Source organism: Pantoea sp. 1.19 (genome assembly GCF_001922585.1).
Lineage (GTDB): Bacteria > Pseudomonadota > Gammaproteobacteria > Enterobacterales > Enterobacteriaceae > 1-19.
This window is the reverse complement of the sequence record NZ_MRBS01000001.1, coordinates 430,003-456,071: the sequence shown is the minus strand read 5'-3', so window position 1 is coordinate 456,071 and position 26,069 is coordinate 430,003. Positions and strand designations below refer to the sequence as shown.

General features: G+C 63.6%; 27 protein-coding genes and 1 pseudogene. 16 read left to right on the top strand and 12 right to left on the bottom strand.

The window, feature by feature from the left end; translation table 11 throughout:
- Positions 1-33 precede the first annotated feature (33 nt).
- Positions 34-669, top strand: coding sequence for a flavin reductase family protein (locus BS626_RS02465; protein ID WP_075180809.1), 636 nt, complete (start codon positions 34-36; stop codon positions 667-669).
- On the opposite strand, the gene hutG is transcribed toward BS626_RS02465, so the two are convergent.
- Both hutG and hutI read right to left on the bottom strand, forming a co-directional pair.
- On the bottom strand, positions 666-1,457 hold the full coding sequence (gene hutG / locus BS626_RS02460) for an N-formylglutamate deformylase (protein ID WP_075180808.1): 792 nt from the start codon (positions 1,455-1,457) through the stop codon (positions 666-668). The genes BS626_RS02465 and hutG overlap by 4 nt on opposite strands.
- Complete coding sequence (hutI, locus tag BS626_RS02455; protein ID WP_075180807.1) at positions 1,454-2,674, bottom strand: imidazolonepropionase; 1,221 nt, start codon at positions 2,672-2,674, stop codon at positions 1,454-1,456. Before hutI ends, hutG begins: the two co-directional genes overlap by 4 nt.
- A gap of 100 nt (positions 2,675-2,774) precedes the next feature.
- Between hutI and BS626_RS02450 the strand changes: the two genes are divergently transcribed.
- Together BS626_RS02450 and BS626_RS02445 are read left to right on the top strand one after the other, a co-directional pair.
- Positions 2,775-4,130, top strand: a complete 1,356-nt coding sequence (locus tag BS626_RS02450) for a formimidoylglutamate deiminase (RefSeq protein WP_075180806.1) — start codon at positions 2,775-2,777, stop codon at positions 4,128-4,130.
- A complete protein-coding gene (locus BS626_RS02445) occupies positions 4,127-4,678 on the top strand; it encodes a HutD family protein (protein ID WP_075180805.1) in 552 nt (183 codons plus the stop codon). Before BS626_RS02450 ends, BS626_RS02445 begins: the two co-directional genes overlap by 4 nt.
- Here the strand turns inward: BS626_RS02445 and hutC are convergent.
- A complete protein-coding gene (hutC, locus tag BS626_RS02440; RefSeq protein WP_075180804.1) occupies positions 4,662-5,417 on the bottom strand; it encodes a histidine utilization repressor in 756 nt (251 codons plus the stop codon). The two genes, BS626_RS02445 and hutC, sit on opposite strands and share 17 nt — an antisense overlap.
- A 211-nt stretch (positions 5,418-5,628) precedes the next feature.
- On the opposite strand from hutC, the gene hutH reads away from it, so the two are divergent.
- From hutH to BS626_RS02425, 3 genes are all read left to right on the top strand, one after another.
- Entirely contained in the window at positions 5,629-7,185 is a 1,557-nt protein-coding gene (hutH, locus tag BS626_RS02435) for a histidine ammonia-lyase (protein ID WP_075180803.1), read from the top strand.
- A gap of 14 nt (positions 7,186-7,199) precedes the next feature.
- Complete coding sequence (gene hutU / locus BS626_RS02430; RefSeq protein WP_075180802.1) at positions 7,200-8,888, top strand: urocanate hydratase; 1,689 nt, start codon at positions 7,200-7,202, stop codon at positions 8,886-8,888.
- A gap of 250 nt (positions 8,889-9,138) precedes the next feature.
- Positions 9,139-9,396, top strand: coding sequence for a YdgH/BhsA/McbA-like domain containing protein (locus BS626_RS02425; protein WP_075180801.1), 258 nt, complete (start codon positions 9,139-9,141; stop codon positions 9,394-9,396).
- 40 nt (positions 9,397-9,436) lie between these two features.
- Here BS626_RS02425 and BS626_RS02420 read toward each other — a convergent pair whose 3' ends face one another.
- From BS626_RS02420 to dinG, 4 genes are all read right to left on the bottom strand, one after another.
- Positions 9,437-10,879: a GGDEF domain-containing protein gene (locus BS626_RS02420; RefSeq protein WP_075180800.1), complete on the bottom strand. Its 1,443-nt coding sequence runs from the start codon at positions 10,877-10,879 to the stop codon at positions 9,437-9,439.
- 129 nt (positions 10,880-11,008) lie between these two features.
- Entirely contained in the window at positions 11,009-11,929 is a 921-nt protein-coding gene (gene glsB / locus BS626_RS02415) for a glutaminase B (RefSeq protein ID WP_075180799.1), read from the bottom strand.
- 114 nt (positions 11,930-12,043) lie between these two features.
- A complete protein-coding gene (gene ybiB / locus BS626_RS02410; protein WP_075180798.1) occupies positions 12,044-13,015 on the bottom strand; it encodes a DNA-binding protein YbiB in 972 nt (323 codons plus the stop codon).
- Positions 13,016-13,033: 18 nt separating this feature from the next.
- A complete protein-coding gene (dinG, locus tag BS626_RS02405) occupies positions 13,034-15,202 on the bottom strand; it encodes an ATP-dependent DNA helicase DinG (protein WP_075180797.1) in 2,169 nt (722 codons plus the stop codon).
- Positions 15,203-15,395: 193 nt separating this feature from the next.
- Here dinG and BS626_RS02400 point away from each other — a divergent pair, with 193 nt between their 5' ends.
- The 10 genes from BS626_RS02400 (at position 15,396) to BS626_RS18240 (ending at position 22,218) form a co-directional block, all read left to right on the top strand.
- Positions 15,396-16,139, top strand: coding sequence for a MerR family transcriptional regulator (locus tag BS626_RS02400; protein ID WP_075180796.1), 744 nt, complete (start codon positions 15,396-15,398; stop codon positions 16,137-16,139).
- A complete protein-coding gene (locus BS626_RS02395) occupies positions 16,139-16,582 on the top strand; it encodes a nuclear transport factor 2 family protein (RefSeq protein WP_075180795.1) in 444 nt (147 codons plus the stop codon). Before BS626_RS02400 ends, BS626_RS02395 begins: the two co-directional genes overlap by 1 nt.
- Positions 16,579-17,295 (top strand): SDR family NAD(P)-dependent oxidoreductase, encoded by a 717-nt coding sequence (locus BS626_RS02390; protein WP_075180794.1) that lies wholly within the window; start codon positions 16,579-16,581, stop codon positions 17,293-17,295. The genes BS626_RS02395 and BS626_RS02390 overlap by 4 nt, the downstream gene beginning before the upstream one ends.
- Before the next feature lie 3 nt (positions 17,296-17,298).
- Positions 17,299-18,561, top strand: a complete 1,263-nt coding sequence (locus tag BS626_RS02385) for an NAD(P)/FAD-dependent oxidoreductase (protein ID WP_075180793.1) — start codon at positions 17,299-17,301, stop codon at positions 18,559-18,561.
- Complete coding sequence (locus BS626_RS02380) at positions 18,558-19,280, top strand: DUF1365 domain-containing protein (RefSeq protein ID WP_075180792.1); 723 nt, start codon at positions 18,558-18,560, stop codon at positions 19,278-19,280. Before BS626_RS02385 ends, BS626_RS02380 begins: the two co-directional genes overlap by 4 nt.
- A 3-nt stretch (positions 19,281-19,283) precedes the next feature.
- The gene (locus BS626_RS02375; RefSeq protein WP_075180791.1) at positions 19,284-20,516 is read left to right on the top strand and encodes a cyclopropane-fatty-acyl-phospholipid synthase family protein; all 1,233 of its coding nucleotides are present in this window, start codon (positions 19,284-19,286) and stop codon (positions 20,514-20,516) included.
- Positions 20,513-20,986 carry a DUF2878 family protein gene (locus BS626_RS02370; RefSeq protein ID WP_075180790.1) on the top strand — a complete coding sequence of 158 codons (474 nt, stop codon included), beginning with the start codon at positions 20,513-20,515 and terminating at the stop codon, positions 20,984-20,986. Before BS626_RS02375 ends, BS626_RS02370 begins: the two co-directional genes overlap by 4 nt.
- Before the next feature lie 3 nt (positions 20,987-20,989).
- Positions 20,990-21,502 (top strand): hypothetical protein, encoded by a 513-nt coding sequence (locus BS626_RS02365; RefSeq protein WP_075180789.1) that lies wholly within the window; start codon positions 20,990-20,992, stop codon positions 21,500-21,502.
- Position 21,503: 1 nt separating this feature from the next.
- A complete protein-coding gene (locus tag BS626_RS02360; protein ID WP_075180788.1) occupies positions 21,504-22,049 on the top strand; it encodes a DUF3833 domain-containing protein in 546 nt (181 codons plus the stop codon).
- 61 nt (positions 22,050-22,110) lie between these two features.
- Entirely contained in the window at positions 22,111-22,218 is a 108-nt protein-coding gene (locus BS626_RS18240; RefSeq protein ID WP_075180787.1) for a protein YohO, read from the top strand.
- Positions 22,219-22,286: 68 nt separating this feature from the next.
- On the opposite strand, the gene idi is transcribed toward BS626_RS18240, so the two are convergent.
- The 5 genes and pseudogenes from idi to BS626_RS02335 all read right to left on the bottom strand — a co-directional run bounded on the left by idi (position 22,287) and on the right by BS626_RS02335 (position 26,054).
- A complete protein-coding gene (idi, locus tag BS626_RS02350; RefSeq protein WP_083615871.1) occupies positions 22,287-22,889 on the bottom strand; it encodes an isopentenyl-diphosphate Delta-isomerase in 603 nt (200 codons plus the stop codon).
- 24 nt (positions 22,890-22,913) lie between these two features.
- Positions 22,914-23,561: a nickel/cobalt transporter gene (locus BS626_RS02345; RefSeq protein ID WP_170870421.1), complete on the bottom strand. Its 648-nt coding sequence runs from the start codon at positions 23,559-23,561 to the stop codon at positions 22,914-22,916.
- A complete protein-coding gene (locus BS626_RS18065) occupies positions 23,555-23,740 on the bottom strand; it encodes a hypothetical protein (RefSeq protein WP_083615869.1) in 186 nt (61 codons plus the stop codon). Before BS626_RS18065 ends, BS626_RS02345 begins: the two co-directional genes overlap by 7 nt.
- A gap of 233 nt (positions 23,741-23,973) precedes the next feature.
- Positions 23,974-25,084 (bottom strand): annotated as a pseudogene (locus BS626_RS02340) (suppressor of fused domain protein).
- Between the two features lie 91 nt (positions 25,085-25,175).
- A complete protein-coding gene (locus tag BS626_RS02335; RefSeq protein WP_075180786.1) occupies positions 25,176-26,054 on the bottom strand; it encodes an oxygenase MpaB family protein in 879 nt (292 codons plus the stop codon).
- Between the last annotated feature and the right edge of the window lie 15 nt (positions 26,055-26,069).

Genomic DNA, 26,069 nt, shown 5'->3' with positions numbered 1-26,069 from the left:
CGCTACACTGACAATTCCAACCAGGGAGACATGATGACGCGTTCACGTTACACCTATCGCCCCGCGGAGGGGCACGGCCTGCCGCACGACCCGCTTAACGCCATTATCGGCCCGCGCCCCATCGGCTGGATCAGCAGCCTGAGCGCCGACGGCGTCCGTAATCTGGCACCGTACAGCTTCTTTAACTGCTTTAACTATCGCCCGCCGATTATCGGCTTTGCCAGCAGCGGCTGGAAAGACAGCGTGCGTAATATTCAGCAAACCGGAGAATTTGTCTGGAACCTGGCTACCCGCCCGCTGGCCGAAGCGATGAACGAAACTTCCGCCTCACTGCCCGCGGCGGAGGATGAGTTCAGCCACGCCGGCCTGACGCCCCTGCCCGGCACGCGCGTGGCGGCCAGCCTGGTCGCGGAAAGCCCGGTCAATTTTGAGTGCCGCCTGTCACAGTGCATCCAGCTGCAGTCCGCCGCCGGCGAGGCGCTGGAGAGCTGGCTGGTGCTGGGCGAGGTTATCGCCGTGCATATCGACAGCCATCTGCTGGAAGACGGCATTTATCAAACCGCCCGCGCGCAGCCGGTACTTCGCGCCGGCGGCCCCAGCGCCTACTACGGCATCAGTGAGGCAGAGCGCTTTGATTTAGTGCGGCCGGACGCCCGACCGCCGCGCTAACGCAGACGGCCACTGCTGAGCAGCGTATCGATCAGCCGCGCCAGCATCGGCTGCAGCGCGGCGGCCCGCTCGGGCTGCCAGCGAAACGGCGGCGTTTCGTCCATGTAGTTACGCTGCGCCAGCTCCAGCTGCAGCGCGTGCTGATGACGATCCGGCTGGCCGTAGGCGCGGGTGATGTAGCCGCCCTTAAAGCGACCGTCGAGCACCCAGCTGAACTGCGTCTGTGCGGCGCAGGTCGCCTCCAGTGCTTCCCGCACCGCCGGGTGGCAGCTGGCGCCGCTGTGCGTTCCCAGGTTCACATCCGGCAGCGTGCCCGTGAACAGGCGCGGCACCACCGAGGCAATAGAGTGCGCGTCCAACAGCAGCGCATAGCCAAATTTTATCCGCAGGCGATTGAGTTCACGCTGCAGCGCGCGGTGGTATGGCTGCCAGATATCCTTCAGGTAGCGCCGCCGCGCCGTGGCGTCCGGCGCTTTGCCCTCAACAAACAGCGGCGTACCGTCGAAGCGGGTATCGGGAAACAGACCGGTGGTGGCGGTCGTATAGAGCGGCGTATCATCCGGGGGCCGGTTCAGGTCGATAACATAGCGCGAATAGTGGCCAACCAGCAGGCTGGCGCCCCGCTCGTGGGCAAATGCATACAGCTGGGGAATATGCCAGTCGGTATCCGGCAGCCCCCGCGCCGCGGGCGCCAGCGCGGCCTCGACTTCCGGCGTCAGGGCGGTCCCCGCGTGCGGCACGCTGATCAACAGCGGCAGCGATCCTTCGGTTAATTGACAGGCATTCATTGGCGTCTCTCTCCATTGACAATCGTCTGGCACGGGATCTGCCCGCCCAGCCAGTAAACCAGCTGCGCCGGGTGCGCCACCGGCCAGTGTACAAAATCGGCATATTTGCCGGCCTCGATGCTGCCCCGCTGATGCGCCTCCCCCAGCGCCCTGGCGCCCCACAGCGTGACGCCCGCGAGCGCCTCTTCCGGGGTCAGTCCGAACAGCGTGCAGGCCATATTTAACATCAGGCGTAGCGACAATACCGGGGAGGTTCCGGGGTTGCTGTCGCTGGCCAGCGCCATGGGTACGCCATACTGGCGAAACAGCGCAACCGGCGGACAGCGGGTTTCGCGCAGCAGATAGTATGCGCCCGGTAGCAGCACCGCGACGGTGCCGCTGGCGGCCATGGCGCGCACATCATCCTCGGTAATGTACTCGAGGTGATCGGCGGAGAGCGCGTGATAACGTGCGGCCAGCGAACTGCCCCCCAGCGCAGAGAGCTGTTCCGCGTGCAGCTTGACCGGCAGACCGAGCGACTGCGCCGCGTCAAACACCCGCGCCACCTGCGCCGGCGTAAACGCCAGGTGTTCGCAAAACGCATCAACCGCGTCGGCCAGCCCCGCCTGCGCCACCCGCGGCAGCAGCTGGTGCACAATGCAATCAATCCAGCCGTCCGGGTCGCCGGCAAACTCCGGCGGCACCGCGTGGGCCGCCAGGCAGGTGGCCTTAATGGTCAGCGGCAGCGCGTCGCCAAGGGCGCGAATAGTCTGCAGCATCCGTAGCTCGCTGGCCACGTCCAGCCCGTAGCCGGATTTGATCTCCAACAGGGTCACGCCCTCCGCCAGCAGACAGGCAATCCGCGCCGCCGCCTGCTGCTGAAGCGCTGCCTGACTGGCGGCGCGCGTGGCGCGCACCGTTCCAAGGATCCCGCCGCCGCGCGCGGCGATGTCGGCATAGGTGACGCCTTCCAGCCGCTGGGCAAATTCATCGCTGCGATCGCCGCCAAACACCAAATGCGTGTGGCAGTCCACCAGCCCTGGGGTGATAATACCGCCGGTAAAGCGCGTCACCTGCGCCGCCGCAAAGTCTCCCGCATCGGCTTCAGCACCGCACCACAGGATGCGTCCCGCACGTACGGCAATCGCCCCGGCGGGTTGCAGGTGGTAGCGTCCGTCGCGCAGGGTAACGATGTCCGCGCCGAGCCAGAGTGAATCACAGGGTTGCCGGCCAGCCATGGCGTTCTCCTCAGGGTTGCAGGAACGCACCGGCGGGCGGTTTACTCCTGATGGATAAGTATGTATATGTATATACAATCACATCTCCTCGAGGTCAACTATGTCTGTCTGGTTTGCGACCCGCGCCCTGTTACGCGAAGGCTGGCGGGAAAATGTTCGAATTGAAGTTGACGCGCAGGGGAATATTGCGCGCCTGCAGCCTGACAGCCCGGCCGCGGATGCCGCCCGCCTCAGCGGCCCGGTGGTGCCGGCGATGAGCAATCTGCACTCGCACGCCTTTCAGCGCGCCATGGCCGGTCTGGCGGAGGTCGCCGGGCATCCGCAGGACAGCTTCTGGAGCTGGCGCGACCTGATGTACCGGATGGTAGCGCGCCTTTCACCCGACCAGGTCGGGGCGATCGCCCGCTGGCTGTATATCGACATGGTAAAAGGGGGCTATACCCAGGTCGCCGAATTTCACTATTTGCATCACGATCCCGCCGGCCGCCCCTACGCCGATGATGCCATGCTGCAGCAGCTGATCGCCGCGGCGGAGTCGGCCGGCATCGGCCAGACCCTGCTGCCGGTGCTCTACAGCTACAGCGGGTTTGGCGCCCAGCCGCCGCTGGCCGGGCAGCAGCGCTTTATTCAGGACAGCGAGGCGTATCTGGCCCAGCAGCAGCGCCTTCAGCGCCTGCTGATCGGCAAGCCGCTGCACCGCGCCGGGCTCTGTTTCCATTCGCTGCGCGCCGTCAGCGAACAGCAAATCCGCGAAGTGCTGGACGCCTCGCCCGCCAGCGGCCCGATCCACATTCATATTGCCGAACAGCAAAAAGAGGTCAGCGACTGCCTGGCCTGGAGCGGCCAGCGCCCGCTCAGCTGGCTCTACGACCACTTTCCGGTGGATGACCGCTGGTGCCTGGTGCACGCCACGCATCTGGACGATCGTGAGATGCAGCGGCTGGCGCGCAGTGGCGCCGTCGCCGGGCTCTGTCCGACTACCGAAGCCAATCTCGGCGACGGTATTTTCCCCGCCGATAGCTACATTCGCGCCGGCGGACGCTGGGGCATCGGCTCCGACAGTCACGTGTCGGTGGATGTGGTGGAGGAGCTGCGCTGGCTGGAGTATGCCCAGCGGCTGCGCGAGCGGCGGCGTAACCGGATTACCCTGCCCCAGCAGCCGAGCGTAGGCGACCTGCTGTGGCAGCAGGCGGCACAGGGCGGTGCGCAGGCCTGCGGCGTAGTGCTGGGCGAACTGGCGGTGGGGCAGCGCGCCGACTGGCTGGTCCTGGATGAAGATGCGCTGCTGGCCACGCTGCCCGCCGCACAGCTGCTGAATCGCTGGCTGTTTGCCGGGCGCCGGCAGCAGATCCGCGACGTGTGGGTCGCCGGCCGGCCGGTGGTGATCGAGCGCCGCCACGCCGACGAGACCGCGGCGGACGCCGGTTTTCGCCAGGCGATGGCGGCGCTGCAATGATCGTCACGTTCGCTACCGGCACGCTGCCGGTCAGCCGCTGGCAGAACGGCCGCGGCGAAACGCGCGAAATCTGCTGCGTCGGCGAGCCCGGGCAACCGTTTGTCTGGCGCGCCAGCATCGCCACGGTCGCCGGCGACGGCGCCTTCTCACGCTATCCGGGGATTGATCGCACGATCGTGCTGCTGTCGGGCGCGCCGTTCTGGCTGCGCGGTGACGGCATCGCCCACCGGCTGACACTGCACGCTCCCTGGACGTTTTCCGGTGAACGCGCGCTGTGCGCCGAGGCGGTGAGCGCACCGGGGCTGGATTTCAACCTGATGACCCGCCGCGGGCAGGCTGATGGTGAGGTAACGCTTCAACAGCAGTCCGTCGCGCTGGCCTCAGCAGGCGTGGCGCTGGTGCTGGGCGGACGCTGGCAGACGCCGGGCGGCACGCTGACGGAGCAGCAGGGACTCTGCTGGCAGCGCGGTGCCAGCGGCGAGCTGCGCCCGGAGAGTCCTGATGCGCGGCTGCTGTTGGCGATTATCCGGCTCAGCCGTGACCGCTGAAGCGGCCAATAAGCTGATAGCGCGAGCCGGGATAGAGCAGGCGCGCGAAGGTAACAATCCGGCTGTCGCTCCACGTCTGCCGGCGAATCAGCAGGCAGGGCTGGTGCTCCTCCAGCGCCAGCAGTTTACGCTGGGCGACCCCGGGCATCACCGCCTCCACGACGTGTTCACCGGCGGTGAGCGGCGCGACCTGCATCAGATAAGTATAGGGCGTCTGGGTGGCATAATTTTGCCGCAGGTAATCGGGCGCCATTGACGGATTGACCAGCCGGTCCTCCAGCTGGACGGGAATGTCGTTATCGTAGTGCACTATCAGCGAGTGGAACAGCGGCTGACCGGGAGCCACGCCGAGCAGCGTTGCCTGCTCGACATCGGCGGCAATCTCCCCCAGCGCAATCACTTCGGCGCGGTGGCGATGTCCCCGCTGGGCGATTTCATCGGCAATGTTGTGCACTTCCAGCATCGGCGTACCGGCTTTCTGCTCGGCGACGAAGGTACCCACGCCCTGCATTCGCACCAGATAGCCTTCGCTGGTTAGCTCGCGCAGCGCGCGGTTAATGGTCATGCGGCTGACGCCGAGCTCATTGACCAGCTCACTCTCTGACGGTACGCGCTGGTGTGGCGGCCAGACGCCATCGGTAATCTGACGGACGATTGCCTGCTTCACGCGCAGGTAGATTGGCGCCGGGTTTGATCCCATCGCGGCGACAAATTGCGCCAGAACAGACTGTTGAGACATCGCCCTCTCCGGGTGGCTATGGTGGGCCTTCAGTTTACGCATTCAGGTCACTCTTGTATAGACAGCCCCGGCCGCGCCGTTTTTTGTGATCGCGAAACGCGTGGCGCGTTTAATTGTATAGACAAGAATAGACATATCTGTTTCACTGCGGTCATGCCTCTTACCGGCGTTGACCTCCGGGCGACGCCCTGACCCTAAACAGGAGCTGGACATGTCTGAGACTTTACGCGAATGCATGCTGACGCCGGGACGCGTCACCCTCGCCACCCTGCGCGCCATCTGGCAGGGCGACGTCACGCTGTATCTGGATGCCGATGCCCGCCGCGCGATGGAGCGCGCACACGAGAGCGTCGCCGCTATCGTGGCCGAGGGGCGCGTGACCTACGGCATCAATACCGGTTTTGGCAAGCTGGCGCAGACCACTATCCCCGCCGATCGCCTGGCGGAGCTGCAGCGTAATCTGGTGCTCTCCCACTGCGTTGGCCTGGGCTCCCTGCTGGCGGATGCGGTGGTGCGGCTGGTGATGGCCACCAAGATAATCAGCCTTGCGCGCGGCCACTCCGGCATCCGCCCGGCGATCGTCGACGCCCTGCTGACGCTGTATAACGCCGGCGTGTTGCCCTGTATTCCTGAGAAAGGCTCGGTGGGGGCCTCGGGCGATCTCGCGCCGCTGGCGCACCTGTCGCTGATGCTGATTGGCGAGGGCAACGTGCAGCACCGCGGTGAGATCCTGCCTGCCGCAGAGGGACTGAAGCGCGCGGGCGTAACCCCGTTTGTGCTCGGGCCAAAAGAGGGATTGGCGCTGCTAAACGGCACCCAGGTATCGACCGCACTCGCCCTGCGTGGGCTGTTTGAAGCCGAAAACGTGTTTGCCGCCGGGCTGGTAGCCGGGGCGCTGTCGCTGGAAGCCATCAAGGGATCGGTAAAGCCCTACGATGCGCGCATTCATCTGGCGCGCGGCCAGCCGGGGCAAATCGATGTGGCGGCGGCGGTTTCCGCCCTGCTGGCGGGCAGCGCTATCGTCGATTCCCATGCCGCCTGCGGCCGGGTGCAGGACCCCTATTCAATCCGCTGCGTCCCGCAGGTGATGGGCGCCTGCCTGGATAACCTGCGTCACGCCGCCCGCGTCCTGCAAATTGAAGCCAACGCCGCCTCAGATAATCCGCTGGTCTTCAGCGACAGCGGCGAGGTTATCTCCGGCGGTAATTTCCACGCCGAGCCGGTGGCCTTCGCCGCCGACATCCTGGCGCTGGCAATAGCCGAAATCGGCGCGATTTCTGAGCGGCGCATGGCGCTGCTGCTCGACAGCGGCCTCTCCGGTCTGCCCCCGTTCCTGGTGAACGACGGCGGCGTCAACTCCGGGTTTATGATTGCGCAGGTTACCGCCGCGGCGCTGGCCTCAGAGAATAAATCACTGGCCCACCCCGGCAGCGTTGACAGTCTGCCAACCTCTGCCAACCAGGAAGACCACGTCTCCATGGCCACCTGGGCCGCACGCCGGCTAGGCGACATGTGCTTTAACACGGCTGGCGTGGTGGGCATTGAGGCCATGGCCGCCGCGCAGGGCATCGCATTTCATCACCCGCTGCACAGCTCGCCGCTGCTGGAGGATATTCTGCGCCAGATCCGCGAGCGGGTCGCGTTTCTCGACCGCGATCGCTATCTGGCACCGGATATCGAGGCCATGCGCCAGTGGGCCAGCCACAGCGACTGGCCTGACGCCCTGTGTGAGATGCTGCCGTCCCGCTCCTCCGTTATCCCTGACTAAAAGAGACGTTAACCATGACCAGCTCACTGAAAGACGCGGTAGCCCGCACCGTTCGCGCGCCGCATGGCGATACGCTTCACTGTGCCAACTGGCTGATTGAGGCCGCGTGGCGCATGCTGCAAAACAATCTGGACCCGGACGTCGCCGAGCGTCCTGAGGATCTGGTGGTGTATGGCGGCATCGGTAAAGCGGCGCGCAACTGGGCCTGCTTTGAACAGATTCTGCGCTCGCTGGAGGCGCTACAGCCGGACGAGACCCTGCTGGTGCAGTCCGGCAAGCCGGTGGCGGTGTTTCGCACCCATGCCGATGCCCCGCGCGTGCTGATTGCTAACGCCAATCTGGTGCCGCACTGGGCCAACTGGGACCATTTTCATCAGCTGGATAAAGCCGGTCTGATGATGTACGGCCAGATGACCGCCGGATCATGGATCTACATCGGCGCCCAGGGCATCGTGCAGGGAACCTACGAGACCTTCGCCGAAGCCGGGCGCCAGCACTATCAGGATGATCTACGCGGCCGCTGGATCCTGACCGCCGGCCTCGGCGGGATGGGCGGCGCACAGCCGCTGGCCGGGGTGCTGGCCGGAGCCTGCGTGCTGGCCATTGAGTGTCAGGAGTCGCGCATTGATTTCCGCCTGCGTACCCGCTACCTCGATCACAAAGCCACGTCGCTGGATGAGGCGCTGCGTCTGATAGCCGATGCGACGGCAAAACGCGAGGCTATCTCCGTCGGCCTGCTGGGTAACGCTGCGGAAATTCTGCCGGAGCTGGTGGCGCGCGCGCGGGCCGGCGGGCTGCGCCCGGATATCGTTACCGATCAAACCTCAGCCCACGATCCGATTAACGGCTATCTGCCCATTGGCTGGACAGTATCACGCTGGTTCGACACCCGCGAGAGCGATCCTAAAGCGGTGGAAAACGCGGCGCGTGCGTCGATGGCGGTGCACGTCCGGGCGATGCTCGACTTTCACGCAATGGGCATTCCCACGGTGGATTACGGCAACAATATTCGCCAGGTCGCCTTTGACGAAGGGGTGAAGAACGCCTTTGATTTTCCCGGGTTCGTTCCGGCCTACATTCGCCCGCTGTTTTGCGAGGGCAAAGGTCCGTTCCGCTGGGTGGCGCTGTCTGGCGATCCGGAGGATATACGCAAGACCGACGCCAAACTGAAAACGCTGTTTCCGGACAATGCTCACCTGCACCGCTGGCTGGATATGGCCCAGGAACGCATCGCTTTCCAGGGGTTGCCGGCGCGCATCTGCTGGCTGGGGCTGGGGGAGCGCCATCTGGCCGGGCTGGCATTTAATGAGATGGTGCGCAATGGCGAACTGAAAGCACCGGTGGTGATTGGCCGCGACCATCTGGACTGCGGCTCGGTGGCCTCGCCGAACCGTGAAACCGAGGCGATGCTGGACGGATCTGATGCGGTCTCGGACTGGCCATTACTTAACGCCCTGCTCAATACCGCCGGCGGCGCGACCTGGGTTAGCCTGCACCACGGCGGCGGCGTGGGGATGGGCTTTTCCCAGCACGCCGGCGTGGTGATTGTTTGCGACGGCAGTGAGGCGGCGGATCGGCGCCTGAGTCGGGTATTGTGGAATGACCCGGCCACCGGGGTCATGCGCCACGCCGATGCCGGTTACCCGCAGGCGATCGCCTGCGCCCGTCAGCATCATCTCAACTTGCCGATGATCGATCGGTGAGTCACCGGGGCCGCGAACGCGCGGTCCCGCCTGCGTCGGCTTTCGTCAGCGCCATTCACACATTTCTTTACCTCCTGCGCGGTCAGCACGGTCCCTGGCACGGATTGTGTCAGCTAACGTCAACTATCATTCAAAATATTTGACCATTTTCCTCAGGGCTCTTTAATTTCATTCTGCAAATTTCACGGTAATAATTATCACATCGGCAGCACAACTGCCTTCATACACAATGAAACTTAAGGATCACTCTATGAAAACCATCAAATATTTTGCTGCAGCCATTGCCATCAGCACCGCATTTGCCGCCACCGCCGCCGATGAAATCAACCGGCAAGATGCCGGAGATCGCAATAAAATCGGTGTCGTCTCGGCCACCGGCGCCACCACGCTGAACGACCTGCAGACTGAACTGGCGCAAAAAGCGAAAGCGGCCGGGGCGAGCGCCTACAGCATCAGCAGCGTGAGGGGCGATAACCTGCTCAGCGGCAGCGCGACCCTGTATAACTAATGCCCGTGCCGTGCCGCCTCGGTTGCCAGCGCCCTCTCCCTCACTCAGCAGCGGGCGCTGACATCGCGGTGGTGCCCTTCACGCTGCGGGCGTGCGTACGATTACGCCCGGCTTTTTTCGCCCGATAGAGGAACTCATCGGCTTCCGCCAGCAGCGTATTGACGCTTTCGGTGAGCGTGCGCGACGGGCCCTGCCCGCTGCCGAGGCCAATGCTGACCGTCAGCCTGAGCGGATGCTGCCGCCACTGAAAAGGATGGGACGCTACCGCCTGGCGAATACGTTCGGCCAGCGCAAAGCCTTCCGCCCCGCCGCTGGCGACCAGGACGACCGCAAACTCTTCGCCGCCCATTCTCGCCACCAGCCCGGCGTCGCCCACCATCTCCTGCACCTTACCAGCAAAATCGGCCAGCATGCGGTCACCGCATTCATGACCGTACTCATCATTAATGCGTTTGAAATAGTCGATATCTAACAGCATCACCGTCATCGCCGGCCCGGTTTGCTCTTCCGGTTGCCGCCTGAGCGCTTCATACAGTCCGGAGCGGGAGTAAACGCGGGTCAGAAAGTCGTAGTCCGCACGCAGCGACACCTGTTTGATCAGCGCGTGAATGGCCGCCATGCTCACGGCCACCATGACCGGGCAGATGGCCATTACCGCAATGCCCAGCCGGGCAGAAAACATCATGTCGGTGGTGAGCGCCGCTCCGGCGGCGATATCGATACTGCCGTTGGCGACCAGAATAATCTCCAGCGCGCCGGTCAGCAGGGTGAGCAGGCACGTGGTGGCCAGCGAGTAGCGTACCGCGCACCAAATCAGCGCCGGCAGTGGAAACGCCAGGCTACCGGCACCGCCGATCGCCACCGACGCGGCAATCGCCAGCGCCAGCCCGAGCAAAGGCAGCCCCGCAGCGGGCGGCGCGCGCAGCGGCGCGCATGGCAAGCGCAGAGTAAGCAGACACGGGAGTAGCAGCACGCCGGTGGAAAACTGCTCGCTGAACCAGTCGGCATACAGCGGCCAAAAGGTTTGCCGCGTGATGCCTTCGGAACCGAGCGCTCCCACCAGCGCGCTCAGCAGCGAGGCCAGCAGACACCCGCACATGATCCGCAGGGCATTCAGCGGATCGGGCAGATCGGATTGGCGGCGCCGATCCCGCAGGATCAGCTGCGCGACCAGCACGATAAAGAGCATATTCGAAAAATTAATCACCAGCGACGCGCTGCCCCAGCGGGTGGTTATCATGTCATACAGCAGCATCGCCGCCCAGGTCACCGCGTAATACCGCAGCCGGTTAAGCCAAACCACGCGAGCAAATACGGCGGCCATCACGCCATTCAGCGGCCAGAATAGCGACAGCGCGCTGACCAGCCGCATTTCTGCACCGATAAAATAGAACAGCGACGTCAGCGCGACCAGCAACGCGGCATTGCGCAGCGGCGTAGTGGGACGAAACAGCGGGGTGGGGAAAGTAAAAGCAAGACGCATTCATGATTATCCCTAAGCGCGCAGCCTGCAGACAGCAACGGCTCGGCTTCAGCCAGGTTTACGCGGGATTATACCCCTCACGGCGCCGGAACGGTGCGCCAAACTTCGTGATCCATCACCCGCTTTAATTTAATACACCGAGCGGCCCAGTACCCGGGTCAATCGCTCCAGCAGCGCCACGCCCGCCAGCGAGTTGCCGGCCCCATCCAGCGCCGGACTCCAGACGGCAATCGCCATTTCGCCGGGCACAATTGCCACCACGCCTCCCCCGACGCCCGATTTAGCCGGCAACCCCACGCGCCAGGCAAATTCGCCGGCGTTTTGGTACATGCCGCTGGTGGCCATCAGGGCATTAACCTGCCGCGACTGGGTGGGACTGAGCACCGACTGCCCCTGCGCCGTCCCCTGGCCGGCCAGAAACAGGAACGCTCGCGCCAGCTCTGCGCAGCTCATGCGGAGCGCACAGTAGTGAAAATAGTTCTGCAGCACGGTGGTGACATCATTATGAAAGTTGCCAAATGATTTCATCAGCCAGGCAATCGCCGCGTTGCGGGCGGCGTGTTCAAACTCCGAACGGGCCACCGTGGCGTCGTAGCTGAGGTCGGGGACATCGCTCAGTCGGCGCACGATCTCCAGTATCCGCTGGCGCGGAGCGCTGAGCCGGCTTTGCAACATATCGCACACCACCAGCGCCCCGGCGTTGATAAACGGATTGCGCGGTTTGCCCTGTTCCATTTCCAGCTGCAGCAGAGAATTAAACGGCTGGCCAGAGGGATCTTTACCTACCCGCTGCCAAATCTCCTCGTCGTCATACAGATGCATCGCCGCGACCAGGCTGAGCACCTTCGAAATCGACTGGATGGAGAAGCGCTCGTTGGCGTCACCGGCCTGATATTGCCGGCCATCAACGGTGCAGATGGCAATGCCCAGCTTGTCGCCGCTGACCGTGGCAAGCGCCGGAATGTAGTCTGCCACCTTGCCGCCCTGCGCCAGCGGACGCACCTGCGCCAGCATCGCCTCCAGCATTGCATTATCCATCACTGCTGCCACCTTCGACTCCCGCTTGCGTACTGAACAGGGCGGCGAGTATACCAGAGGCGCCCCGCGGCGTCAGGCCGGTTCCCGAAGGCGGTTTTTCTCCCCGCTGTGATGGCATTTGCGCCATCAATAGCCGGCTTCTGCCAGCTGCGCCAGACCGGCTTCCGGCGACGCCGCCCGCCCGCAGGCCATCAGGCAGCAGGCAATTTGCAGGCGCAGAGCGTGTGGCACCGGCACCCGTCGCGCCAGGCAGTCGGCAATCCAGTCGGCGGTGACGGCAGCATCTTTCTCCGCCGGCAGCGCCGCGCGCACGATCCCACTCTCCGGCTGGCGCGGCAGCAGTACCTGCGGCTCAGCGCCATCGACCAGCGCGATCTGCGGGCAGCGCTGCGGATTGGCGTACACTTCACCCTCCGTGCCGTGCATCACCAGCGCCCGTCCGCCGGTATCACGGATAAAATTGCCGATCCGCGGCAGATACTCCGGATGCGACACGCTGCACACTCGCAGCGCCGCCTGCGGTGCAAACGGCGTCGCCAGTTTGGCCAGCGTGTGGGCGCTGTTGCGCACGCCCATTTGCCAGCGCAGCGCCAGCTGATCCGCCAGCGGCGCACAGAGCGTCGCGACGCTAAGCAACAACAGATCGCCGCGATCGAGCGTCACCTGGGCACTGCGGGCATCGGTGGCCGGTGCGATCCCCAGCCGGGCAAACAGGGTCATGCTGGTCACGCGGGTGGGATCATCGTCCACGGCGTGCACCACTACCGGCAGCCCGAGCCGGTTAAGCAGCAGCGCCAGCAGCGGCGTCAGGTTGGGCTGGCGCCGCGCGCCGTTGTAGCTGGGGATCACCACCGGCGGCGGCCGATTCGCCGGCGGCGTCAGGGTCAGCGTCCGCTGCTGCATCGCCGCATAAAATCCCCGCAGCTCCTGCTCACCTTCGCCTTTAATACGCAGGGCAATCAGGATCGCGCCCAGCGCCAGCGGCGGCACGTTGCCGTCGAGCATCGCGCCGTAGAGCGCTTCAGCAGTGGCGCGGTCAAGATCGCGAGCGTGGTTTTTACCGCGGCCAACCTCTTTAATGATGGCGGTGTAATCCATGTGCCTCAGAGCCTCTTGTTAACGTTTTTTACGCGGTGCGCGACGCTTCGCGACCGCCGTCGCAGCAGGTTTCACCACCGGCAGCGCAGGCGGCAGCGGCGGCTGCAGCAGGGGAAATACCGGCAGCGCCGCCAGCAGCCGCGCGCCGTAACTTTTGGTGAGCAGGCGGCGATCGTAAATAACAATCTCACCGTGGCACTGATGACTGCGGATCAAACGCCCCACCTGCTGGATCAAATTAAACGAGGCGCTGGGTAAACTTTGCACCTCAAACGGATAGCGCTTCAGGCTCTTCAGCCACTCCCCTTCAGTGAGGATCACCGGGCTGTCCACCGGCGGAAACGCGATTTTGTGGATATGGACCTGAGAGAGCAGCTCACCCTTCAGATCCAGCCCTTCAGCGAAGGATTGCAGTCCGACCAGAATGCTCTTCTCACCGGCGCTTACCCGCTTGCGGTGCAGCGCGACCAGCCGGTAGCGCGGCTGATCGCCCTGCACCAGCATCATCAGCCGCAGATCGGTAAGGTGCCCGAGAAACAGCTGCATCGCGCGGTTGCTGGCAAACAGCACGAGCATACCGCGATGGCGATCTTCGCTGACTTGCTGACGGAAAAAGTGCGCCATTTCGGCCAGATGCTCGGCCTCTAGTGCCAGCATCGGTTCATGGCGCATTTGTGGAATCAGTAGCTTTCCCTGCTCTACGTGATTAAACGGCGAACTGAGCGCCACAAAACGATCGTCCGCCTTCTCGCTCAGGCCGGACATCTCCTGAAGTCGCTGAAAACTGTTCAACGAGCGCAGGGTGGCCGAGGTAAGAACCACGTGGGGGATCTTGCGCCACAGCAGCTTCTCCAGCTGATCGCTGACGCGGATCCCGGCACAGTGCAGCAGCAGGTGTGGCTGCCCGTCGCGCACCACGCGCTCTACCCATTTGGACACCGGCGCGCCCGAGGCCTGCGCCATCGACGCCAGCCGCCACAATTTACTTAGCGCCTCAAAGGCGCCAAAAGCGCGGTTCATCTGCAAAAAGGTGCGGTTGAGCCGCACCACGTCAAACTGCCCGGTTTTCTCACTGAGATCGTTAAGCAGGGCTTCGGCCAGGCCGCGCAGGTTGTCGCTGAGGGTAAACAGGCGACCGCACGCCTCATGCATCCCCTCCGGCAGCGCCCCCATCTCAAAGCGGTAGCTTCCCTCCGCCTCGCCAGGGGGCAACAGCGGCTGCACCCACGCCGCTACCACGTTGAGCTGTTCGCGCAGCGTCTCACAGTGATTTTTCAGGCGTTCGCCGTTGGCGGCCAGCGGCGGCGGCGATTTTGGCCGAAATTGCGCCATACACTGCTCTACCAGGCGGCAGAACAGATCCAGCTGCAGAGTGATCGCCCCGGGGGTGATGTCACCGCTCATTTCCAGCTGATCGCGCGCTACGTCGAGCAGATGGTGCCCTTCATCAACCACCAGCAGCAGATGCTTTGCCGGCGGCAGCACCGACTCGCTCTCCAGCGCCGCCATCACCAGCGCATGGTTAGCCACCACCACATCGGCGCTTTCGATCTCCCGCCGGGCGATAAAAAAGGGGCACTGGCGATACCAGTGGCAGTGATGACCGAGACAGCTGGCTTTATCAGTGCTGAGCCGGCTCCAGAGCGTATCGTCTATCACCTCATCGGTGTGGTCGCGCAGGCCATCCCACTGGCCGCTGGCGAGGCTTTTTTCCAACCGGGCGCTGTGCGCCTGATCCTGCTGGCTGACATCGCGCTCGTCGTCAAGATACAGCAGCAGATCGCCCTGCTGGCTGGCATCCGCCGCCAGTCCGGCCAGATTTCGCGGGCAGACATAACGACCGCGGCCGAACGCAGCGGTAAAACGGAGGTCCGGGATAATTTTCTTCAACAGCGGCAGGTCTTTACTGTAGATTTGATCCTGCAGCGCAACATTAGCCGTGCTGACCACCAGCGGTTTCTGCTCGGCGCGGCCGACCGCAATGCCCGGCAGAAGATAAGAGAGGGTTTTACCGACCCCGGTGGGGGCCTCAATCGCCAGATGACGCCCCTCCTCCCCCGCCAGGGTGCGGGCAACGGCGGCGATCATCTCGCGCTGCGGGGCGCGGGAGATAAAGTCGGGAATGTGCTGCTGCAGCGCTTTGTACCACTGTGCAATTTGCGCTTTCAGCGCCGATGATAACGCCATGACAACCTGAATCTTACGAAATGAAGCGGCATTGTGTCACGATGCGGCAGGCAGAACAATCTGACGCTGGTGCCGGACGTACCGCTTTCCCTCGTCTCCATGGACGGCCGACGAACTTGTACAATTAAAAAAATCTTGTACAAGTTGCCAACCTTAGCCACTATTAGGACAGAGCAACGCAAAGAGAGTACGAATGGCCCTGTACAGCATTGGAGACGTCGCAGAACGCTGCGGCATAAACCCGATAACCCTGCGTGCCTGGCAGCGGCGTTACGGTTTACTTAAACCGCAGCGCACCGAAGGCGGGCATCGTCTGTTTGACGATGACGATATGGCGCGCATACTCGAAATTAAACGCTGGATTGACAGCGGCATTCCCGTGGGCAAAGTGCGGGACCTGCTGGAAGGTCAACAGGTCGACGCGCAAGACAGCTGGAGCAAACTGCAGGACGAAATCGCGAACGAATTACGTCAGCAGCGGCCCGGCAAGCTGCGCACCCGCCTGTTTAATCTGGGCCGTGAATACCCAATAGACGCCGTCATCGATCGCGTCTGGCAGCCGCTACGCCAGCGTTTGAGCCTCGATCAGAGCACGGCAAAGGTGTTACTCAGCGTCCTGGATGGCATGCTGACGGAATACGCCTGCTTTTGCCTGGCCGGCGCGCGTAAAAAAGCCGGTGATGATGCTCTGCTGGTCGGCTGGCACTGCAAGGATCGCACCCGTCTGTGGCTGGAAGCGCTACGCCTGTCGCAAAAGGGCTGGCGCATCACCGTACTGGCAGAACCTTTAACGACCCTGAAGCCCGAACATTTTGCCGGTCAGCATGTGCTACTGTGCAGTGACAAGCCCCTGACCCGTCCGCAAATGGCGCAGGTAACGGAGTGGCAGCGTCAGGGATATCCGATCAGCGCCTGTCAGCCTGGAGAGACCCCCTGATGGCCCCACAGCAGGCTCAGCAAACTATCCTGATGGCGCTGGTGGATTTTTATCAGTCGCTGGAGACCCGGCGACTGCCGGAGCTGGATAGCCTCTACCATCCCGATGCCCGCCTGGTCGACCCGGTTGGCGAGCACCGGGGCCTGCCGCTGCTGCGGCGCTATTTTGCTGACCTGCTGAAAAACCTGCGCTACTGTCGCTTTAGCATCGCTACCTGCGAGCTGACCCCGGCCGGCGCAGTGATTGTCTGGCACATGCATTATGCGCATCCGGCCCTGCGGCGCGGCGCTCCGTTAACGTTGCCAGGCTGTAGCTGGCTGCAGTTCGCCGATGACCGCATCATTTTCCAGCAAGATTATTATGACCTCGGTGCCATGTTCTATGAGCAGCTGCCGCTGGTCGGTGCGCTGGTCCGTCGACTAAAAAGGAGATTGCAGCCATGAAACGCGTCTTGATTACCGGTGCGACCTCCGGCATAGGCGAACAGCTGGTGCGGGACTATGTCCGCACAGGCTGGACGGTAATAGCCTGCGGCCGCCACGCCGGGCGCCTGCAGGCGCTGGCCGATTCACTGCCGGGCCTGCAGACGCTGGCCTTTGATATTACCGATCTGGCGCAGACCCGCGAACGCCTGAACGGCGTCACCGCCGACCTGGTTATCCTCTGCGCGGGCACCTGTGAATACCTGGATCACGGCGTGGTTGAGGCGGAAAAAGTCGAGCGGGTGCTGCGGACCAATTTTCTCGGTCCGGTCAACTGTCTGGATGTGCTGCTGCCACAGCTGTCGGCAGGCAGCCGCGTGGCGCTGGTCGGCTCCACCGCCGGCCTGGTCCCGCTGCCGCGCGCCGAAGCCTACGGCGCCTCAAAGGCTGCACTGGCCTATTTTACCCGCAGCCTGGCGCAGGATTTACAGCGCCGGCAGATTGCCCTGTCGCTGATCCTGCCCGGCTTTGTCGATACGCCGCTCACCCAGCGAAATGATTTTCCCATGCCGATGATAATCACCGCCGAACAGGCGTCGCGCACCATTATGCGCGGGCTGGACAAGGGGCGAGCGGAAATTGCTTTCCCGTGGTTTTTTGCCCTGATTATGCGCCTGACGGCGCTTTTACCGGCCGCGCTACAGCGCCGGTTAACGCAACGTATTGCGAGGTAGGCCTTGAAAATCGCTGTGATTGGCAGTGGTATTGCCGGCCTCAGCTGCTGCTGGAAATTAGCCGGCCGCGCTGAGGTGGATCTTTATGAGTCGGCCGATCGTCTCGGCGGGCACACCGCCACCGTGGACGTGACGGTACACGGTCGTGATTACGCGGTGGACACCGGATTTATTGTGTTTAACGACCGCACCTACCCCCGTTTTCTCAGCCTGCTGGCCGAACTGGGGATCGCCAGTCAGCCGACTGAAATGAGCTTTTCCGTTGATAACCCGGAAAGCGGCCTGTGCTACAACGGCCACTCGCTCAATACGCTATTTGCCCAGCGGCGCAATCTGCTCAGCCCCAGTTTTTACGGCTTGATTGGCGAAATCCTGCGTTTTAATCGCCGCTGTAAGGCGTGGTTAACCGGCACGGTGCCGGCCCTTACCCTCGGTGACTTCCTCGATCGCGAGGGGTTCTCCCCCTTCTTTGCCCGCCACTATATCCTGCCGATGGGCGCGGCAATCTGGTCCGGCAGCCTGGCCCGCGTACGCGACATGCCGCTGTCGCTGTTTTTGCAATTTTTCAACCATCACGGGCTGCTGGACCTGGTCAACCGTCCGCAGTGGTATGTGATTCCCGGTGGTTCACGCCACTATATTGAAAAGCTGCTGGCCCAGCTCGACGATCGGATTTCAATCCGGTTAAACACGCCGGTACGCCAGGTGCGCCGCAGCGCCACCGGCGTGACCGTCTCTTCCTCGCTGGGCGATCGCGATTATGATCAGGTGATTTTTGCCTGTCACAGCGACCAGAGTCTGGCCATGCTGGCCGATCCCTGCGACGACGAACGCGCGATGCTCAGCGCCATCCCTTGGCAGGCCAATCCGGTAGTTTTACATACTGATACCCGGCTGCTGCCCCGCGAGCGCCGCGCCTGGGCCAGCTGGAACTACCAGCTTGATCCGCAGGGGCAAGCCGATAACCTGGCCGCCAGCGTCACCTACAATATGAACATTCTGCAGGGGATCCGCGCGCCGGAGACATTTTGCGTCACCCTTAATCCACGCCGCGAGATCGATCCGAAACGGGTACTGGGCCGCTTTGTCTATCACCATCCGCAATTTGGTCCCGCCGCACCGGCGGCCCAGCAGCAGCGGCTGGCATTTAACGGTCGCCGCCGCACCTGGTACTGCGGTGCCTGGTGCTATAACGGTTTTCATGAAGATGGCGTCCGCAGCGCGCTGGACGTGATTGCCGGCCTGGATGAGGTGCTGCGCGGATGAACAGTGCGCTGTATCAGGGGCATGTGCGCCACCGTCGCTTTACCCCGGTCACGCACAGTTTCAGCTACGGCATTTTTATGGCGCTGATTGATCTCGATGAGATTGATCAACTGCCCCGCTGCGGCATTAGCCTGAAGCGCTTTGCTCCCGCGGCTTTCCGCGCCGAAGACTACCTTGGCGGTGGCAAACCGGACGAGCTGAAGGCCCGTGCTCAGCAGCGCATTCTGACGCTGACCGGTGAGGCGCTGAGCGGCCGCGTCACGCTGCTATGTCAACTGCGGTATTTCGGCTGCGCATTTAACCCGGTCAACTTCTACTATTTGTATGACAGACAGGACCGGCTACGCTGGATGCTGGCAGAAGTGCGAAATACGCCATGGAACGAGCGGCATACCTACGCGGTGCGTCCGGACGGCAGTGAAACGACCCACAAGGCATTCCATGTGTCCCCTTTTAATCCGATGGACATGGTTTATCACTGGCGGCTGACGCCGCCGGGTCCGTCGCTGGATGTGCATATTGAAAATCACCGTCAGGGTCGTGAATTTGATGCCACCCTGCGGCTACGGCGGCTCCCGCTCAGTCGGACAACGCTGCGCCAACAGCTGTGGCGCTTTCCGCTGATGACCCTGCGCACCGCGCTGGCCATTTACTGGCAGGCGTTCAAGCTCTGGCGTAAGGGCGCCCCTGTTTATGATCACCCGACGTCGAGGAAATAGTTCATGTGCCTGAGCGATATTACATCGTCACGCAGTGTTAAAACCCGCGGCCGGCTGAGCCCGGCGCGGCGCAGCGTTTTGAAATTACTGACGCACTTGCAGGCCGGCAGCCTGACGTTACACGAGCCAGACGGGCGCGTTCAGCAGTTTGGCGATCCGCACAGCACCCTGCAGGCAGAGGTGATTGTTCAGCATCCGCGCGCGTGGCGCCGCCTGTTGACCGGTGGCAGTATCGGCGCGGCCGAAAGCTATATGGACGGCGACTGGTCCTCCCCCGACTTGACCCAGGTTATCGTGCTGCTGGCGCGTAATCTGCCGCTGCTGGATCGCCTGGAGGCCCGCCTGAGCTGGCTCACCCGGCCGCTCAACGCGGTCATTCACGCCCTGCGCCGCAACAGCGTGCGCCAGGCGAAGAAAAATATCGCTGCCCACTACGACCTCGGTAACGACTTTTACCGCAGCTTCCTTGATGAAGCCCTGCTCTACTCCAGCGCCTGGTATGCCGACCCCGACATGACGCTGGAGGCGGCGCAGCAGGCGAAAATGCGTCGGCTGTGCGAACAGCTGGCGCTGACGCCCGACGATCACCTGCTGGAGATTGGGACCGGCTGGGGCGCCATGGCCGAGTTCGCCGCCCGGGAGTATGGCTGCCGAGTCACCACGACCACCATTTCGCAGCAGCAGTTCCTCTATAGTCAGCAGCGCATTGCCGACGCCGGACTGAGCGACCGCGTCACCGTGCTGTGTGAAGATTACCGTCATCTGACCGGCGTATACGACAAGCTGGTCTCGATAGAGATGATCGAGGCAGTGGGCAAAGCCTATATTCCCGCCTTCCTGAGCCGCTGCCAGACGCTGCTGAAACCGGGGGGACGAATGGCCATCCAGGCCATCACCATCAGTGATGATCGCTACGAGAGCTACGCCCGCGGCGTGGACTTTATCCAGCGCTACATTTTCCCCGGCGGTTTTTTGCCGTCGCCGCGCCTGCTGGATGAAACGCTGGCCGCGCACACCGACTTCTCGCCGGTGGATCATTTTGAAATAGGCCCCGATTATGCCCGCACCCTCAATGTCTGGCAGCGTCGGTTTGAACAGGCCTGGCCGCAGCTGCGTCAGATGGGCTTTGACGAGCGCTTTCGCCGTATGTGGTGCTTCTACCTCAGCTACTGCGAAGGCGGTTTTATCGCTCGCACCATCGGCACGCTGCAGCTCACCGCCCAGCGGCCGCAATGAACCGGGCGCGCTTCTGGTTAATGACCGTCGGCTTCGACCTGTTCTGGGCCGCCGCGGTGGCCGGACGCGCGTCGCTGCCGCTGGCCGGGCTGGCGCTGCTGGCCTGCGGCCTGCATCCACCGCGCCGCTGGCCGCTGCTGCTGCTGCTGTGCGCCGCAGGGCTGCTAATGGATGCGCTGTGGCTGGCGCTGGGGCTGTTTCGCTTCAGCGACAGCGCGGGTATCCCGCTGTGGATGGTCGCACTCTGGCTGGCCTGGGCCGTCTGGTGGCTCGATTTACTGCAGCGTTTTCGTCCGCGGACGCTCTGGCTGCTACTGGCCGGCGCGCTGGGCGGGCCGTTCAGTTACTGGATGGGTGAGCGGCTGGGTGCGATGACACTGATGGCGTCGCCGTGGCGGGTCTGGCCGCTGCTGGCGCTGGGATGGGCGCTGTTTCTGTCTGCCAGCGGCTGGCTGGCCAACCGGAGGTGAATCATGCGCATTTTGCTGCTCTTACTGTTGCTGTTCAGTTCCTCTGCCCTGCATGCCACCGACTGGCTGGGGTGGAAAAAGGTCGGTGCCGCCACCCTCACCTGGGGACCGTTTACTCTGTACGATTCACAGCTGTTTACGCCGCAGGGACGCTACCAGGCCGACCAGTGGCCGCTGGCGCTGGTGATTACCTATCGCCGTGAGATCGCCCGCGACGATCTGCTGGAGGCCACGCGCGATCAGTGGCAAGCGCAGGGCATTGCCGATGCCGCGCAGCGGGAACGCTGGCTGCAGGCGCTGACCCCGGTCTGGCCGGATGTTACCCCCGGCGCGCGGCTGGCGTTTCACGCCAGCGACAGCGGCGGTCAGTTCTGGTGGCAGGCGGCCAGACCGGGCGCGCGCTGGCAATCTATCGGGCCACGCTTTGATCCGGCCTTTCGCGATGCATTTTTAGCTATCTGGCTCTCACCCCGCACCGAGTATCCGCAGGAACGTCGGTCGCTTATTGGAGGTTAATATGGTCAAGGCGCTCTGGTTAGGGCTGTGCTTACTGTTAGCAGGCTGCAGCACGGCGGTGGAAGAGTATCAATCCGCGACGCCGAAAATTGATATCTTCCGCTATTTTTCCGGCCAGACTCAGGCCTGGGGAATGGTTCAAAACTACAGCGGTAAGCAGATTCGCCGCTTCCACGTGACCATCAATGGCGATGTGCAGGGCGATACCCTGACGCTGAACGAGCATTTTGTGTATGACGACGGTGAAAAGCAGCAGCGGATTTGGCGGATCCGCCGACTGGCCGATGGCAGCTATGAGGGCACCGCCGGTGATATCATTGGCGTAGCGAAAGGCCATGCTGCCGGCAATGCGTTTAACTGGCGCTATGAGATGGAGGTGAAAACCGACGGCAGCAGCTGGCGTCTGCATTTTGATGACTGGATTTATCAGCAGGACAGCGAGCATCTGCTTAACGTCACCTCACTGAAAAAATGGGGAATTGAGGTTGCCCGCGTCACCCTGTTCTTCAGCCGCGGCGCCGGGCCCTTAACAAACGCGCCGCAATAACTTATCCTGCCCGCGCGGTGAGCGGTTCACCGCGCGGGTTAAGCGACGAGAAGGCGGAAGTATGAACTGGCAAAAAATGGGTATCGTTACCCTGTTCCTGATTATGACCCTGGGCGGCATCGGCGGATTAATGCTGGTGGGCTACAGCATTATCCTGCACGCCGGCTGAGTCACTACGGCGCGTCGGGTCCGGCCGGTCAACGGCCTTTACCCGGCGTTGACCGCCGCGCGGCGTGACTATCCCGCGTTGCGGTTGGCCCGGCACGGCGCGCTGGCCTCCGGCACTGCGCCCCCCTCCCGGCCGGCCTGGCGCGCGGCAAGAAACTGCTGGTAGTGCCCGCTGATGCGCGGAAACGTGTGCAGAAACCACGGGGTGAAGCGCGTCGGTTCTGCCGCCATCTGCCGGGCTATCTCCGGCAGGCAGCAGTACTGCCAGTCGCCGGCCTCCTGCGGATCGGGCCGCGGCGGCTGGTCGCTTATCGCAAAAAAAACGTGGCCGTATTCGTGTTCGGTAAGGCCGTTGCCCATCGGCAGGTTATAGCTCAGCTCAAATACCGGCGTCAGCGCCAGAGTCAGCCCCATCTCCTCCCTCAGCCGACGCTCGGCCGCCGCCCGGGTCCCCTCCTGGGGCCACGGATGCCCGCAGGTGGTATTGCTCCACAAGCCTCCGCAGTGGTATTTATCCCGGGCGCGCTGCTGCAGCAGCAGCTGGTGCTGTGAGTTAAAAACGTAGACGGTAACCGCCCGGTGCAGCAGCCCCTTTTCATGCACTTCCAGCTTTTCCATACGCCCGGTGGGACGATCGCGTCCATCAACCAGGATGACTTCAATGGCAGACATAGCAACTCCTTAACCAACTGGCTGCTATTTTGACACACTCCCCCCTCTGCCGTGACACAATTTCGTGCCCAGACCCGACTCACATCCGGCGGTGATAACATCGCCGCTGGCGCTGACTGGGATCACTGAGGCAAACAGCACCAGCGCAAACAGCAGTAACAGCAGTCCGGCCAGCAGCGAGCCGGCGCGCCAGACGTGCTGCGCCCACGGCGCCTGAGTGAGCCACAGGCGCTCGCGCACATGGGTCACCAGCGTCGCTATCAGCATCACCGACAGCGCTATCCCCAGCGCCATGCTCATCGCCGCCGCCCTGCCCCGGCGAAACAGGCCAATGGCGTTGGCAAAGAGCAGAATCAGGAAAGCCCCGCTGCAGGGCCGCAGGCCGACCGCGAGGATCACGCCCAGTCGCGCGCGCCAGTCGGTCAGGGGGTACAGCGTCGGCGCATGAGCGCGGCAGCCGCAGGCGGCAGGTTCGCTGGTGGGATGGCTGCACCCGGCCCGCAGGCCGCGCCACAGGAGCGCAAGACCAAACAGGGCAATCAGCACCGCGCCGGCTTTTTCCACCCACCAGCGCGCCGTACTGAGATCGCCCACGCCGAAGTTAAACAGCCCTACCCGCAGCCAGACAAATACCCTCGCGCTGATACCCTGCAGCAGAGTGCCCGTCAGCACCAGCCGGCGCGCGCCTGCTCACGCCCGGTGGCCAGCCAGGTGGTCACCACAAACTTGCCGTGCCCAGGCCCCAGCGCATGCAGCACGCCGTACAGGAAGCCGGCGGCCACCAGCAGTACACCGCCGCTACCGCGCCCGCTCTGCTCCATCATCAGGTACATCACCAGATAGCGGTGCATTACGATTTGCAAGCGGATACAGAGCTGGACAAACCCGGTCCGGTGCAGGCAAACAGCGCCGCCAGCAGCAGCACAACCGGCACCGGCAGCCGCAACAGAGGTCCATGCAGCGGGCGGAATGGCAGGGCGAGGAATCGCATACACACGCCTTTTTTCTGACCTAACTGCAGTGTAGCCTCTACTTCATGCCTCCATCACCCGGGCCGCTATCGGCTCTCTTTGTCCCTTGTTCGTCAGGTCACCGCATCATCCTCAATGCCCTGCCGCGGCCGAAAGATGTGCGTGCAGCCCTGCGCCCGCAGTCGGGCTATCAGCGTTGCGCCCCCGTCACCATGCTGACCGGCCGCGACCAACTCGGCGGCGGTCAGCGGCGTCCCCCACAGCAGCACGCAACGATCCTCCTCTACTGCGGGCAGGTTCAGTCGTCCTGACGCCTCCGTTAGTCGTTCGGAGAGCAGGAAACCATCGAAGCCCAGCGGGGAGCCACCGACGCTGAACACACTGCCCTCACGCAGCGGCGAGAAATGCTGCCAGGGCGCAGGCGCCAGCCCGGCCAGCGCGCTGGCCAACCGCAGGGCGTGCGCTTCGCTGATGATCTGCGCGTCAATCGCCAGCGCCAGTTCGGCGCGTGGCGGTGTCTCGGGATCGGGCAGGATCGCCCCGGCAGGCATTGGCTGGCTGGCTGGCCATACCCAGCGTCAGAAAGTGCCAGACGCCCTGGTGCAGATGTTGGGACAGGATCAGCGGCGGCCCGCTTACCTGCTCGAGGCGGTAAAGGTTACACGGCGGGCCGAACTGGCGCGCATAGCTCGCCGCGATCTCCTGCTGACTCGCCGCCCAGCGCTGCCCTGCCTGCTCTTCACGCCAGTGCTGCCGGTGCTGCTCTGCTCGGGCGTAATGGCGATTGGTTGAGGCGGAACCCAGCGGCGCGGTCAGCGGATTACTGGCGATACAGCCGGCCGAGAAACTCACCTGCGCCTGCTGATAGAGGCTCCAGCCGGGGATCACCGCCAGCAGCTGGCCGCGATACCAGAGGGCGGCCCCCTCACCGGCCGGCTCCCAGATGATCTCAATCGCCGCCGGATCAAGCAGCGGTTCGGGCGCCAGCGTGCGGCAAAAGTCAGCGCTGAGCAGCGGAGGCACCCCCTGCTCCAGCGCCGCACGATCCGGCTCGGCCGGTGCCGGCAGCAGATTGCGCAGCCAGCAGCCGCGCACCGGAAACTGACCACGCAGCGGTTCGTCGGGCCAGAGATAGAAGTAGGCGGTGCGTCCGTCCTGCTCCACGGTGGCGGTGAGCGTGTGCTGTGGGTTACGCGCTTCGGCAAGCGGAAACGAAAGTGACATAGCGCCTCAACGAATGGTGAATCAATGACGGGATCTTCCCAGTATCGCGCAGGATCGCCCGTATCGTTCACCGGGAGCAACGGCAAAACTCCTAAAAATCGCGCCCCATGCGCTGCATCGCGCGCGAATACGCGCTGCGGCGGATTGACCAGCGCAGTACTGCCGCCAGCGCCATCACCTGCGCGCGCACCGCGCGGCGCGCCAGCGGCGAAAGCGCATAGGGTGCCGGCGGCTGCGCCCACGCCGGCAGCAGATCGATCCCGGCCTGCAGGAAGGCGCGGGTGGCCAGTCGCGCGCCCGGCCCCGATCCCGGTGCCGGTGCGTTCATCAGGATCCGCGTAACTTCATGGGTGCGATCGTCATAGCGCAGCCGCGGGCGCATCCCCTGCAGGTAGTCCGCCACGTCGGTGACGGTTTCGGGGATCGCGCGCGCGCCGAGGGCCGCCGCTACGCGCGCCGCTTCGGCGTAATACTGGTTTTGATCGTGCAGGCTTAGCCGCGGATTTTTATAGCGCAGGTGGGCCGTGAGGAACGCGTGCGCTTCCGCCACGTGTACCCAGGTGAGCAGGTCAGGATCGCTGGCCGCGTAGGGCGTGCCGTCGCGATCCTGGCCGCTGACCCGCAAATGGATTTGCCGCACGCGCTCAATCAGCGTCTGCGCATCGGCGGTATTGCCAAAGGTGGTGACGGCAATAAACTGGCTGGTGCGGCGCAGCCGCCCCAGCATATCATCACGAAAGCGTGAGTGATCCCAGACTCCGGCCAGCGCCAGCGGGTGGCGCATCTGCAGGAGCAGCGCGCTAATGCCGCCGCACAGCATACTGGTAAAGTCGCCGTGTACCCGCCAGATCACGCTGTCGGGTCCGTACAGGCCGGGGTCGCCCGGCGGCTGGCTAAGGTCAAACTCCTGCAGGGAGAGACCATTGACCGAGAACACCCGCCGCTCAATACGCTGTCTTACGCCACTCATCGCCCGACGGCCTTA

Coding starts and splice junctions, on each gene's coding strand:
- BS626_RS02465 (WP_075180809.1), top strand. CDS start 34: ATGACGCGTTCACGTTACACCTATCGCCCCGCGGAGGGGCACGGCCTG.
- hutG (WP_075180808.1), bottom strand. CDS start 1,457: ATGAATGCCTGTCAATTAACCGAAGGATCGCTGCCGCTGTTGATCAGC.
- hutI (WP_075180807.1), bottom strand. CDS start 2,674: ATGGCTGGCCGGCAACCCTGTGATTCACTCTGGCTCGGCGCGGACATC.
- BS626_RS02450 (WP_075180806.1), top strand. CDS start 2,775: ATGTCTGTCTGGTTTGCGACCCGCGCCCTGTTACGCGAAGGCTGGCGG.
- BS626_RS02445 (WP_075180805.1), top strand. CDS start 4,127: ATGATCGTCACGTTCGCTACCGGCACGCTGCCGGTCAGCCGCTGGCAG.
- hutC (WP_075180804.1), bottom strand. CDS start 5,417: ATGTCTCAACAGTCTGTTCTGGCGCAATTTGTCGCCGCGATGGGATCA.
- hutH (WP_075180803.1), top strand. CDS start 5,629: ATGTCTGAGACTTTACGCGAATGCATGCTGACGCCGGGACGCGTCACC.
- hutU (WP_075180802.1), top strand. CDS start 7,200: ATGACCAGCTCACTGAAAGACGCGGTAGCCCGCACCGTTCGCGCGCCG.
- BS626_RS02425 (WP_075180801.1), top strand. CDS start 9,139: ATGAAAACCATCAAATATTTTGCTGCAGCCATTGCCATCAGCACCGCA.
- BS626_RS02420 (WP_075180800.1), bottom strand. CDS start 10,879: ATGCGTCTTGCTTTTACTTTCCCCACCCCGCTGTTTCGTCCCACTACG.
- ybiB (WP_075180798.1), bottom strand. CDS start 13,015: ATGGATTACACCGCCATCATTAAAGAGGTTGGCCGCGGTAAAAACCAC.
- dinG (WP_075180797.1), bottom strand. CDS start 15,202: ATGGCGTTATCATCGGCGCTGAAAGCGCAAATTGCACAGTGGTACAAA.
- BS626_RS02400 (WP_075180796.1), top strand. CDS start 15,396: ATGGCCCTGTACAGCATTGGAGACGTCGCAGAACGCTGCGGCATAAAC.
- BS626_RS02395 (WP_075180795.1), top strand. CDS start 16,139: ATGGCCCCACAGCAGGCTCAGCAAACTATCCTGATGGCGCTGGTGGAT.
- BS626_RS02390 (WP_075180794.1), top strand. CDS start 16,579: ATGAAACGCGTCTTGATTACCGGTGCGACCTCCGGCATAGGCGAACAG.
- BS626_RS02380 (WP_075180792.1), top strand. CDS start 18,558: ATGAACAGTGCGCTGTATCAGGGGCATGTGCGCCACCGTCGCTTTACC.
- BS626_RS02375 (WP_075180791.1), top strand. CDS start 19,284: ATGTGCCTGAGCGATATTACATCGTCACGCAGTGTTAAAACCCGCGGC.
- BS626_RS02370 (WP_075180790.1), top strand. CDS start 20,513: ATGAACCGGGCGCGCTTCTGGTTAATGACCGTCGGCTTCGACCTGTTC.
- BS626_RS02365 (WP_075180789.1), top strand. CDS start 20,990: ATGCGCATTTTGCTGCTCTTACTGTTGCTGTTCAGTTCCTCTGCCCTG.
- BS626_RS02360 (WP_075180788.1), top strand. CDS start 21,504: ATGGTCAAGGCGCTCTGGTTAGGGCTGTGCTTACTGTTAGCAGGCTGC.
- BS626_RS18240 (WP_075180787.1), top strand. CDS start 22,111: ATGAACTGGCAAAAAATGGGTATCGTTACCCTGTTCCTGATTATGACC.
- idi (WP_083615871.1), bottom strand. CDS start 22,889: ATGTCTGCCATTGAAGTCATCCTGGTTGATGGACGCGATCGTCCCACC.
- BS626_RS18065 (WP_083615869.1), bottom strand. CDS start 23,740: ATGCACCGCTATCTGGTGATGTACCTGATGATGGAGCAGAGCGGGCGC.
- BS626_RS02335 (WP_075180786.1), bottom strand. CDS start 26,054: ATGAGTGGCGTAAGACAGCGTATTGAGCGGCGGGTGTTCTCGGTCAAT.